We start from the raw sequence: 11568 nt of genomic DNA, 5'->3' as shown, positions 1-11568 counted from the left end.
TTCGTCACTTATGTGCTAATGGGGGAGCCATTTTGCCTTTATCCAAAACCAATTCGCGCTGGGGTATGCCGCTGGCGGTCATCTTATTTGTGACTTCACAGTTACCGCTTAATGTCGCCTTGGCAAGTATTGATGGTGAGACCGAAATAGAGCTTAAGGAGTTAGACACAACCCCGGAGCAACAACAGGAGCAGTGCTTGCACGAGCAGCTGCTGATTTCCTCCGCCGATACAACACTGAGGGATATTCGCCTGCTCTGTGCCGATCGGGTGAGAGCCCAGCTTGGTCTGGAGGAGGATTTCTTCGAAGTCGACCCTGTGGTGGAGGAGTACTCTGAGGAATTGCCTACGGATGAGGTCTTACTTGGTGGCCGGGCCCAGGCCATTCGCGATGCCGCCAGCAACCCCTTTACACTTGCCTCCCACAAGACCAACTACATATTGCCATTTACCTATAACCCAACTCCTGAGAAGGGTGGGCTATCGGATTACGAAGGAGAAGGGAAAGACCTTGATAATATCGAGGTGCAATTCCAGTTATCAGTACAAGTACCGGTATGGCGGGGTTTTCTTGGCAGCGCTTCTTTTATGAGCGTGGCTTACACCAACCGGAGTTTTTGGCAAGCCTATAACTCTGATAACTCGGCACCATTTCGTGAGACCAACCACGAGCCAGAGCTTATTCTCACCTGGCTCAATAACTGGAGCCTGTTTGGCTGGCAGAATGTTGCTAACCAGATCGCTTTCAACCACCAGTCCAATGGACGCAGCGAACCTTTCTCCCGCAGTTGGAATCGGGTATATGCCAACTTTATTTTTGAGCGGGATAATTTCTCGATTGGTATAAAGCCCTGGTATCGCCTCAAGGAGGATCGTGAGGATGATGACAATCCGGATATAGAGCATTATTTAGGACATTTTGAGCTGGGTGGCCGCTACCGCGATGGCGATCACACCATAGCCGTTATGGTGCGCAATAACCTGCGCTCGGAAAATCACGGTGCGTTTGAACTGACCTGGGGTTTTCCCCTGGGTGACCGAGTGGATGGCTACATTCGCTACTTTAATGGTTACGGAGAAAGCCTGATCGACTACGATGAGTCAGTGCAGACTCTTGGCTTCGGCTTCACCCTGGCACAGGGGTTCTAACTCCTATTGGGCAAAGATTCAGGGATGGAATCGATGGGATTTGAAGATAGCTATCGGCTCAGTGCGCATGCGGTGATTACCAATGATTCTGGTGAGGTCCTGCAGCTGCTGGCGACCTATGCCAACCGCAGTTGGGGGTTACCCGGTGGTGCACTCGATCCCGGAGAGACCATTCACGAGGCCCTGCGGCGGGAGTGTCATGAAGAGTTAGGGCGTGAAGTGCGTATCGAATACTTGAGCGGCGTCTATTACCATAAGATCTACAACTCTCATGCATTCATATTCCGCGCCCACTTTACCGACAGAAGACATATCACCCTCTCTAGTGAGCACTCAGAGGTAGCTTATTTTCCCCTTGAGCGCCTCTCCGAAGTGCAACGGCAGAGGGTCAGGGACTGCCTCGAATTCGACGGCGTTGTTCGCAGCGCAAAGTTCTAACTTTACCCCCTTCTTTGGCAATAGATCTGGTCGGTCAGCACGCTTTTGGCGATTTTCGCCAAAAGCACTGACATCGCGGAATTCCCCGGTCCGCTCCATTAGTATTTGCGTCCTGGTTTTTTACCCAAGAACTCCAGATTCTCCGCTTTTGCCGGGGGACTAAATAAAAGTTAATAAAATCAAACAGTTGAATAATTAAGGCAGCGGCCCTCAGCAAGTTGCGGGCTATGCTGGTGGATAAGAATATGGGTTTGGAAATGAAGATGCCTGAACTGGGCAACCTGAAGCACAGCGTACAGAAGCTGGAATGCCATGTCGCGCTAGTGAGCGCAGACAGCAAATTAGCGGGAGACTGGGTTAGCGCCCTCAATAACACCGCGACTCTGCATGAAAACCCCTTTGGCCTGGTGTTTGAGGCTGTGTTACCGGCAGATGTGGAACAACTGGCACTGGAGGAGTCTCGTCTTCAGGCGATTATCGTAGATGGTGGCACCGATACACAGGGGTTGGAAGCTGCCGATCTGCTTGCTGACCAGATACATGCACTTCGTTCTCAACTCAATATTTTTTTGGTGGCACAAAGTGATGTCGCCGGTGGTACTCCTCTTGCCGGTAAGAGTGGGGTTAAGTCACTGACCAACCTGCGCCGCCGCTTTGACGAGTTGTTTGATCGCCGAGAGGGCAATTTCAACCATATGTTCCGCCTGGTACAGGCGTTTATTGCCCGCCGCGCCTCCACGCCTTTTGCCGATACCCTGAAGGAATATGTATTCTCCGCACGTGACGCTTGGCATACTCCTGGTCACTCCGGTGGCGACAGCCTGCGCAACAGCCCCTGGGTAGGGGACTTTTACCGCTTTATGGGCGAGCATGTATTCAATACGGATTTGTCTGTTTCCGTACAGATACTCGACAGCCTGCTGGAACCGCACTCGGTAATTCAGGAAGCACAGGATCTTGCCGCCCAGGCGTTTGGTTCGCGCCATACCTTTTTCCTGACCAATGGCACTTCTACTGCCAACAAGGTCGTGATTCAGCAGATACTCGGTGGCGGCGGCAAGATTATCGTCGACCAGGCCTGCCACAAATCGGTTCACCATGCGATAGTGATGAATCGCTGTGAGCCGGTTTATCTGAAGTCGGTACTGCACCCTGAATTCGGCATTTATGGCCCGGTGAAGCGCTCGGATATCGAGGCGGCGCTTGATGAACATAGCGATGCGCGCTTATTGGTTATCACTTCCTGTACCTACGATGGTCTGCGCTACGATTTGAAACCTATTATCGATTATGCCCATGAGCGCGGTGTCAAGGTGCTGGTCGATGAGGCCTGGTTTGCCCACGGTTTCTTCCATCCAGAATTGCGCCCGACCGCGCTCGAGTGTGGCGCCGACTATGTGACCCAGAGTACCCATAAGATGTTGTCGGCTTTCTCCCAGGCCAGCATGATTCATGTGCAGGACCCGGACTTCGACGAATTCCGTTTCCGCGAAAACCTGAACATGCATGCGTCTACCAGCCCGCAATACGCCATGATCGCCAGTCTCGATGTGGCGCGTAAGCAAATGGCGATGGAGGGTTATGGACGTCTCAAGCAGTGTCTGCAGATGGTGGAAACCCTTCGCCGTGCAGTCAATGAAACCGGAGTATTCCGAGCCCTGACCCGCGACGACCTGATTGCTGAGCCTCTAGCAGGTGACAATATCGGCCTGGACCCCACCAAGGTAACCATCGATATTTCCCGCAGCGGTTTCTCGGGCAACGAGATGCAGATCAAGCTGTTTGATCAGTACGGTATTCAAGTGGAAAAGACCACCTACAATACCATCACAGTACTGGTAACCCTGGGCAGTACTGAGAGTAAATTGTTGCGCTTGATTCATGCGCTGAAGCAGCTGGCGGGGAATACTCACAAGCGTATTCATGTCGGTACTCCGCGCCGCCTGCCTGAGTTTACCCGCTTCACCTGTCTGCCGGCGGATGCCTACTTTGCCGATACGGAAGAGTTGCCGTTGATGGACAATGGGGTGGACGCTACACAGAATCTTATCAGTCGCACCAGCGCCGATGAGATAGTGCCTTATCCGCCGGGCATCCCTGTTCTGGTACCTGGCCAGGAGATTTCTGAGCAGATAGTGCAGTACTTGCAGCAGTTGTTGCAGGGGCAGAATACTACGGAGATTCACGGCCTGATTTTCCGCTCAGATGAACCTATGCTGCGTGTAGTCAAGGAAGTCGCTGAGAAATCAGAAAACAAAGACAAAAAGTCCGGCGGCAAAAAGGCAAAATAAAGCCACACGAGCTATCCGGCATGGAGGCCGGTATGTTTGATCAACCAAGGATGGTATTACTGGCTGGTGCCTCGGGCGGTTTGGCTCGCGCGATCGGCGCCGAAATCGTTCGGCGCTATCCCGATATTACTTTGGTGACTTTGAGCCGTGGTACAGTAGATCGGGTACCTGGACACGCCGGCGAGCGTCGTCACCTGACAGTCTCTCTCGCGGACGAGCACTCTATCAGGGCTGTCGAGACTTTCCTTTCTGAATTTTCCTCTCCGCCTGACTGGGTAATTAACTGTTGTGGATTGTTGCACGATGAATTCCATGGCCCGGAAAAATCTCTAGCGCAATGTGAGGATGATTGGTTGATACAGTCTATGCGTATCAACCTCCTTACTCATATGCATCTGGCCCAGGCGCTGGATAGAAAATTACAACGCAAGCAGCCGCTGCTATGGGTATCCCTGTCTGCCAAGGTGGGTAGTATTGGCGATAATGAGTTGGGGGGCTGGTATAGCTATCGTATCAGCAAGGCGTCACTCAATATGTTGGTAAAAAACCTGTCTATTGAATGGGGGCGCCGATTGGAAAACAGTTGTGTGGTAGCAATTCATCCGGGCACTACGGATACAGCACTTTCCAAACCCTTCCAGGGTAATCTGGCGCCGGGAAAATTATACAGCCCGGCACTGAGTGCCGGGCGTATTGTGGATGTACTACAACAACTGGCGCCCGCCGATAGTGGTAATCTGTTTTTTTGGGATGGTAGCCGTTTGCCCTGGTAGTGAATCAGGGGGTCATCAAGCCTGGCCAGGTTTCATTATCTGTTGTTCTCGGATACCCACTGTATGCTTGATCAGATGTGATGGAGTAGCGTATATAGCGCTGGTTTTTGAGGAAAAAATATGCACGAAATGCGTTCCATTGGTGGGCTGCGGTAATCTCCGTAGCATAAGGACCGAGTCCTGGCCAATTGCTGTCATTGATAGGTTGGGGGTAGCCGCTGTCAAGTTGGTCTTCTTCCAGGTCATAGCGTAAATAATTCCCGTCTTTGAGAAAGAAATAAACTTTGCTATTAGGCCATTTCAGGACAGCGCGAATTTTTGTCGCGTAGGTAGCCAAACCAGGCCAAGTATTGTTGTCCACCAATTTGGGATAGCCGGAATCGACCCGATCTTCATTGAGGTCATAGCGCAGGTAACGCCCGTCATTTAAGAAGAAATAGCCTTTGTCACTGTTGGCTTTAAATGCAGCAACAATCAGGTGGGCATAGTCGCCCAAGCCAGGCCATGTACTGTTATTGGTTATGCGTGGATAACCGCTAGAGGCTTTGTCCAGGGTTTTATTGTAGCGTACATATTGATCGTCACCGCGAAAATAGTAAGCACGTGCAGTGCTCCAGTCCAGGCCAGCAGTAATTTCCAGGGCCGATTTACGCAAAGCAACTGGGGTATCGTTATGTACGAATACATAGTCCAGGACTCCCTGTGCTTCTGTATAGTCGGTCCAGCTTTGTGAGCTAGCGTCGACGACATCAATGAACTGGTCGTTCTGGTGAATCTCCACGGGTCCGCTATCTGTGGAATACCATTTAATTGTCTTATTGTCAGCAGCCATCATTTTACGTATTCCAGGGCTGCCAATCAGTGGGTTACCATCCAGCTTCCAATTCGTTTGCAGCTCAATATCCATAAAACGCAACACCGTTGGTGCAATGGAGGTTTGGGCAGCATGGCCATAAATTCCATTGAAATCTCCATTGTGGATATCTCCAATAAACTCGCTGTGCTCAGCATTTAACGGCAAATTACTGCCAATAAAAATTGTTTTCTCGCTGGCAGTTTGTGCCCCATGCCCGCAGCCGCGAGAATCACGGCCGTGGTCTGTAGTTACAAGCACTAACCATTCTTCACCTTTTGCAATACGTGTATCTACGGCATCTAACAGAGCGCCCAGCTGAGTGTCGCTTGTGCGAATGCTTTCGTTATAGTGATTGCCAAAACAGGAGCTGTGACCGACACCATCGGGATCATCCAGGTGTAGGAAAAGGAAATCTACATGACCTGAGGCTATTTCCTGCACGCCGCGTGTGGTGACATCCGCATCGGAAAGGCCACTTAAAACCAGGTTAGCCTGTGCCAGGTCGGTAGTAAAAAAGTTGGTATTTATAGGGCTCCAATGGGATATGCTGCCCACCCAAAGGCTATTATCAGCCTCCTTTATCCGTTTGAACAAACTGGGGAATTCTGCATTTGCCAGGCCTGAGTCATTGGACGTGACTTGGTGCTTGTCAACCCAAACTCCTGTAAGGATAGTGGACCAGCCGGGGCCACTTTTAGTGTCCTGTTGACTTTGAGAGCCACTGATACCACCGGTATAAGCCTTGTGTAGAATTAATCGATCATAATTGGGGGTGTCTATATCCTTGAGCTTTTCGTACTGCAGCCCATCAACGCCAATTAGAAGTACCTTTTTATTATTCTGGGCAAAAACGCATTGGTTACTGGAAACAAACGAAATTAACAACAGGCAGGAGATAAGTGTCTTCATATCGAATATCCCGTATTTTCAATGATTTTCTGGTCTAGACCAGTAATGATAGAATAGACGATAGCTATTAAATCCCAATGAAGGGATTTTTACAGCGATACTGCAAAGAAAAGACAGCTATTTAAAAGCTAACAACTAACCAATCTCCCTCATTAAAATTAAAGAGCAAGGAATTTTTTAGGTGCGTTAAAAAATAAGTACTATCTAGTGGCTACTTCCATTTCTATGGCGTGGGGTAGCCAGTATTCAATATTGTAATCAATCAGATATTCAGCAGAATCATAGCGAAGTCTTAAGATTCTCAGGCCTGGAGCACCAGCGTGTATACCCAATGGCTCTGCATATTGCAACTCCAGGTTCGCAACCTGAATATTACAGCGCTCGTGAGTGATATTTAGCATATAATTATCTTGCAATATTTCGGTAATAGATCCGGATAAATCGAAGTCAGATAATTCAGGAAAACACTCTGATGAGAGATAACTCTCTTCTACCATGACTGGCCTTTGGTCCAGGTAGCGGACTCTTCGGATTTCAAAGTACCTGGTACTTTTAGTGGCGTTAAAGGCGGAATAAATATTGTGTCTTACGGTCAGCTTACGGACCCCAAGTACTTTGGTGGTTGCTCTAAAACCCTGTTGTCGGGCCATGGAGTTGAAATTTACCTTTTGTGTCGGGTTCATCACAAATCGATTTGGTGCAACAAACCAGCCTCTGCGATTTTGTCGGTACACCAGTCCCTCACCTTCAAGACGGTTTAAACCATCTCGTAAAGTAATACGTGTGACTTGCAGCTGCTCCGCCAGCTCGCGCTCAGCGGGCAGCTTGTGATTGGCGGCCAGGCGACCATTACCGATCAACAATTGGATATGTGATTTAATTTCTACGTAACTGGAGGACACAGTATTTCTCTTGGGTTTGACTGAAACTCGGTGTTAAGCCTGGGCTACCAAACTGGTATTCCTGAAGTTTGATAGCCTATCAGGGGCGTTGTCCAAGAGCCAGTCGGCGATTGATATCGACCAGTACGGGTTCAAGCTTATTGATATCGTCTATCAAATAATGAGCGCCGCAATTCTCAAGTTTTTGATAAGCGACAATACTGTGATTTCTTTTTTCTTCCTCCGAGAGTGCTTGCCAACTTCCCAGGGATAATCCCGAAGCATTTCCTGAAAGTACCACTGCAACTGTCCACATGCCGGCATTGCGCCCCTCATGAATGCCTGCGGCGGTATCATCGATCTTGACACATTGGCTGACAGAAGGGATTTCCATTTCAATGACGTTCTTTAATGCAGCTGCGGGTCCTGGTCTTGCGCCCACAGCTTCATCTGCTGCAATAACACAGTCGGGTGCTAGGCCTTGTTGTTGAGCTTTTGCCAGCATGCCCTCTATCATTATGCGACTGTAACCTGTGGTGCTACCAATACGTATATTACGCTCACGTAAGCGGACAAATAGTTTGTCGGCTCCGGGTATTATTTGGCTGTGCTTATCGATCTCCTGAATCTGTATCGGGGCCAGACGGCGATATAGTTCGTCTATATCAGATTCCTGGGATGGGCGTCCATGAACCGCGTGCCAGGCAGTTTGAATGGAATTTTGTTGTAGCATCTGGCGGATATGTTCTTTCTTCTCTGTACCCATTGGAATACGGGTTTGCTCTTCACTGACCGTAACTCCAGCCTCAGCAAAAATTTGCATAAACGCTCGTAAAGGGGCGCGGGAGCCAAAATCTACTAAGGTTCCGGCCCAGTCGAGGATAGCAGCTTTAAGTTGCAGTGGTTCCATGGATTATCTCCTTTTTGGTAATTGATAAGGGAGTTGAGCGGTAAAATATCTATCGACTAAGTACCTTTGAGCAGATCTTTAGCCAGTGATCCAAAGGAGCTACGGCTAAACCAGGCACTTTTCCTGAATCATCCCACTCGCGCAGACGCAGAGCATCCTCGGCGAAGGGGGTATTAAGAAAATTATCTTTTTCTTTATCTGTCATTATTTTGCCTTGTTTTTTTAGGGTTTTGTGGCTTGCCCCGGATAGCCGTGTCTCATAAAAGCTATCTGTACTTATTAAAAATTTTTTAGCTTGAACATGTAGGGCGATAGGCTTCGTGACTGTATTAGGAAAACCCCACCTTTCGAGTAAATCTGCACCTATTAGGTCATGTGCACTGTAGCCTTCAGTATCCGTCCCGGGTATTTTTTCCTTTATAGCGTGGAGATGGCCGATATCATGAAGAAACGCAGCAACAGTCATTTCATCGGAGATACCAGAGTGTTCCGCCAGGGTGGCACACTGGTTAGCATGCTGTAGCTGCGTGCATTTTTCTCCAATTGTTAAATTACCGTACTGCAAAAATAACTGTTTAATTTTATCTACAACATTAGCTCTCATCGATTAAGCACTCATCTAGAGGGATCTTGTCCGAAATACCCTTCATCACCCGTTCCATTAATGCTGGTCCAGTTGTCATACCTTTTCCTCCAATACCGGTTATTAAATGAATATTTTCTGTTGCGGATTTTAGGAATACGCCTTGGCTACTTTCCTGGCTGTAATAGCCATTCCAAATCCTGGCAACATTTAAATGGGGTAGATTAAGGATACGCTTGGCTTCGGCTAACATCAGTGAGTTGATTTCCTGACATATTTCATAGTCCAAAGTGCCTGAGTCCTGGGCAGTGAAGTACTCATGAGAATCGCCAATGATGATGCTGCCATCGGCAGATTGTCGAAACAGAAGGTGGATGCCAAATTTTCCATAGTTTGGATCAATATGGGGCTTCGGTAAATTTTTATAATTAGGGCAACTTTTAAATGCTTCATAGCGGCGTATTGTCAGACCTGTAAGCAGGTTCCCTGGTATTTTGACTCCCTTGATTTGTTGGGTACGCAACATCTGCAATTTACTAAGCTGTAGTTGTTCTGTTTGTAATAAGTGCGGAAATAAATGACTAAGTTGGTGGCCACAACAAATCATTACCTGTTCTGAAATAAAAGACTCACCTGTTGAACAGCGAAGCTGGACCCCATTTTTGACTTCCTCTACGGCTATTACCGGAGATGCCTTCTTAAAATGTAAATTTTCCGTGTCTTCAAGTAGTTTCCAAAAATACTTCATTAGCAGGGAGCTTTCGGCACTCATTTCCTGTGGATAGTAGAGGCCTCCATGGCAGTAACTCTGCTTTAGTAAATTAATTTGCTTGTGACACTGCGTCGAGGTAAGAAGCCTGGAAACGTAGTTAGTCTCACGATTAATCTCATGCATTTCCTCTAGTAGATTGGCCTCTTCTAAAGAAGAAGCCACGTAGAGAGAGCCATGCTGCCAGAGTGCGTCCGGCATTATTGTCGCCAACTCGCCATAAAGTTCCAGCGATCTTCGCCCCAGATTTCGCCATAGTTTTAGATTCATACCAGATGGTACTACTTGGCCAAAATTGCGTACCGTGGCTCCGTGAGGCTTAGTGCTTGCTTCAATTAACAGTACTTTTTTTCCGGATTTGAGTGCATGGTAAGCAGCAAAACTGCCTAATATCCCGGCACCGACAATGGCAATATCAAATTTCATAACTGCTCTATAGTCTTTTTTACACTGGAGAAGTAATAAGCCTCGACCGTGAAGAAGAATTACGGTGCAAGCGGCGAAAGAAAAGGAGCGAGAGCAGCATTAACAAAATACATGTAAAACCAGTAGCATAGGAAAGTTGCTGAGTAAACTGTAACCAGTTTAGGTTTGGTTGCGCGAAAGTCTTATAGAGCATGACGCTAATGCTGCCGATATAACCCACACTATCTGCCAGATAAATCACAAATCCCGCGTTACCTAGGCTCTTGGTGCAGGCGACCAGACGTTCAAATAACAAACAGTTAAATGGAACATAGCCTATATAGAGCCCGATATTGATCCCAATCATCCAGGCCGCCCCGGATACAATATCTAACTCAAATGCGAGTGTTGAAGTTATACAGATTGCTCCCCCAGCCGCGACTAATAGCTGGTTTAGCTGCAGTGCGCGATAGTTGTTACGTACAAAAATAAGTAGCGCCAAGGATGCTAAAACTACCAGTGCCACAGGTAGAGTACTGGTAAGGAAGATCTGGGGTGCTTGGCCATGACCCAAAGTTTGCCAAAGCTCTGCAGCGAAATTATCAGAGAAGTCACGAAATGCCGTTAGGAATACATAAGCGATGATTAAAGCCAACAATCCCAGATTCGTTTCGTTGACGAAAGTCCAACGCATTTCATTCGTCATTGGTACTCTTTGTTTTCGTGCACGGATGTCTGCTTGGTTGGGTTGGGGAATTCTACTGAGTGTAAATGTCGATAGAATCAGTGCAGGTAAAAATAATAAGCCCACGGTTGCAGGCATCCAGATTTCCGGCACTTTCCATTCCAGCATTAGATATGCGGCTACTGCTTTTACGGCTCCTGAAGAGACGATTAAGCTAACACATAAAATGGCGCCTAGTGCTTCAGTAAGACGACGCCCCTCTAAATAGCTGAATACTAGTCCCCACACCATTCCAAGCGGGAGACCATTAAAAAAAAGCATGACAATATTATAAGGAGCGGGGATCAATGCGAATGCTATCAAGGCCAGATGACTGAAAAGAATTAGAATTACCAGCATTCTTCCCCGCTGCAATGGCCGTAACTCTGAGACAACCTTAATCCCGATAATTTTTGAAAACGCATAACCCAGTACTTGGGAAATTATAAGTGCGGTTTTAAAGTCTAGAGTGAATTCCCAGCCGGAAATGTTGGCGTAAGATGCTGCTGCAAAGGGCTTGCGGAAAGCATACATACAAAAATAAGTGAAAAATGCAGCAACTCCGGAAAAGAGTAGCAAGAAAAGCTCACTATTGAAATCTTCACTGGAATCAGATTCCTGTTTTTTACCGGTTTTTTCCATTTTATCGATAGCTGTCATTTGGTCTAGACCAGATTTTAGGTGCTTATGATTGCGTTTTTGTGACAGTCTTTTTTTAAGTTCAATAACCGTTCCAGATGGTAAAAATTTTTCATTAATATATTCGCAGGGAATATTCACACACCTGTTATACAAACGTCATAGCGGCAATTTAGGATTCTGGTCTAGTCCAGATTTATGTTGATGATCGAGCAAGTTAATTTGTGTCGATAAAAATTTGT

Annotated in this window: 10 protein-coding genes; 4 read left to right on the top strand and 6 right to left on the bottom strand. The window is 47.5% G+C overall.

The annotated features are described in order from the left end of the window. The first annotated feature begins 32 nt into the window (after nucleotides 1–32). The 4 genes from ACJJIJ_RS13510 (at nucleotide 33) to ACJJIJ_RS13495 (ending at nucleotide 4650) form a co-directional block, all read left to right on the top strand. The gene (locus ACJJIJ_RS13510; protein ID WP_252083095.1) at nucleotides 33–1148 is read left to right on the top strand and encodes a phospholipase A; all 1116 of its coding nucleotides are present in this window, start codon (nucleotides 33–35) and stop codon (nucleotides 1146–1148) included. Nucleotides 1149–1181: 33 nt separating this feature from the next. Beyond that, on the top strand, nucleotides 1182–1586 hold the full coding sequence (locus ACJJIJ_RS13505; RefSeq protein ID WP_252083094.1) for an NUDIX hydrolase: 405 nt from the start codon (nucleotides 1182–1184) through the stop codon (nucleotides 1584–1586). A gap of 227 nt (nucleotides 1587–1813) precedes the next feature. Continuing rightward, the gene (locus tag ACJJIJ_RS13500) at nucleotides 1814–3877 is read left to right on the top strand and encodes an aminotransferase class I/II-fold pyridoxal phosphate-dependent enzyme (protein WP_252083093.1); all 2064 of its coding nucleotides are present in this window, start codon (nucleotides 1814–1816) and stop codon (nucleotides 3875–3877) included. Between the two features lie 32 nt (nucleotides 3878–3909). Continuing rightward, entirely contained in the window at nucleotides 3910–4650 is a 741-nt protein-coding gene (locus tag ACJJIJ_RS13495) for an SDR family NAD(P)-dependent oxidoreductase (RefSeq protein WP_252083092.1), read from the top strand. Nucleotides 4651–4654: 4 nt separating this feature from the next. On the opposite strand, the gene ACJJIJ_RS13490 is transcribed toward ACJJIJ_RS13495, so the two are convergent. The 6 genes from ACJJIJ_RS13490 to ACJJIJ_RS13465 all read right to left on the bottom strand — a co-directional run bounded on the left by ACJJIJ_RS13490 (nucleotide 4655) and on the right by ACJJIJ_RS13465 (nucleotide 11467). After that, entirely contained in the window at nucleotides 4655–6415 is a 1761-nt protein-coding gene (locus ACJJIJ_RS13490) for a hemopexin repeat-containing protein (RefSeq protein ID WP_444937618.1), read from the bottom strand. Between the two features lie 200 nt (nucleotides 6416–6615). Beyond that, nucleotides 6616–7317, bottom strand: coding sequence for a UTRA domain-containing protein (locus tag ACJJIJ_RS13485; RefSeq protein ID WP_444937617.1), 702 nt, complete (start codon nucleotides 7315–7317; stop codon nucleotides 6616–6618). Nucleotides 7318–7396: 79 nt separating this feature from the next. Further along, nucleotides 7397–8206 (bottom strand): phosphonoacetaldehyde hydrolase, encoded by an 810-nt coding sequence (gene phnX / locus ACJJIJ_RS13480; protein WP_444937616.1) that lies wholly within the window; start codon nucleotides 8204–8206, stop codon nucleotides 7397–7399. A 49-nt stretch (nucleotides 8207–8255) separates the two neighbouring features. Then, nucleotides 8256–8810 (bottom strand): HD domain-containing protein, encoded by a 555-nt coding sequence (locus tag ACJJIJ_RS13475; RefSeq protein ID WP_444937615.1) that lies wholly within the window; start codon nucleotides 8808–8810, stop codon nucleotides 8256–8258. Next, nucleotides 8800–9984 carry a TIGR03364 family FAD-dependent oxidoreductase gene (locus tag ACJJIJ_RS13470; RefSeq protein WP_444937614.1) on the bottom strand — a complete coding sequence of 395 codons (1185 nt, stop codon included), beginning with the start codon at nucleotides 9982–9984 and terminating at the stop codon, nucleotides 8800–8802. The genes ACJJIJ_RS13475 and ACJJIJ_RS13470 overlap by 11 nt, the downstream gene beginning before the upstream one ends. 19 nt (nucleotides 9985–10003) lie before the next feature. Next, the gene (locus ACJJIJ_RS13465; protein WP_444937613.1) at nucleotides 10004–11467 is read right to left on the bottom strand and encodes a DUF5690 family protein; all 1464 of its coding nucleotides are present in this window, start codon (nucleotides 11465–11467) and stop codon (nucleotides 10004–10006) included. Nucleotides 11468–11568 lie beyond the last annotated feature (101 nt).

This window comes from Microbulbifer mixtoriginis (SeqCode) (assembly GCF_052467945.1).
Note: the sequence above shows the minus strand (reverse complement) of the source record. Positions and strands in the feature narration are given on the sequence as shown.

What these genes read in the sequence shown, in the direction of transcription:
- ACJJIJ_RS13475 (WP_444937615.1), bottom strand. Translation starts at nt 8,810, where the DNA reads ATGAGAGCTAATGTTGTAGATAAAATTAAACAGTTATTTTTGCAGTAC.
- ACJJIJ_RS13490 (WP_444937618.1), bottom strand. Translation starts at nt 6,415, where the DNA reads ATGAAGACACTTATCTCCTGCCTGTTGTTAATTTCGTTTGTTTCCAGT.
- ACJJIJ_RS13505 (WP_252083094.1), top strand. Translation starts at nt 1,182, where the DNA reads ATGGGATTTGAAGATAGCTATCGGCTCAGTGCGCATGCGGTGATTACC.
- ACJJIJ_RS13470 (WP_444937614.1), bottom strand. Translation starts at nt 9,984, where the DNA reads ATGAAATTTGATATTGCCATTGTCGGTGCCGGGATATTAGGCAGTTTT.
- ACJJIJ_RS13500 (WP_252083093.1), top strand. Translation starts at nt 1,814, where the DNA reads ATGCTGGTGGATAAGAATATGGGTTTGGAAATGAAGATGCCTGAACTG.
- phnX (WP_444937616.1), bottom strand. Translation starts at nt 8,206, where the DNA reads ATGGAACCACTGCAACTTAAAGCTGCTATCCTCGACTGGGCCGGAACC.
- ACJJIJ_RS13495 (WP_252083092.1), top strand. Translation starts at nt 3,910, where the DNA reads ATGTTTGATCAACCAAGGATGGTATTACTGGCTGGTGCCTCGGGCGGT.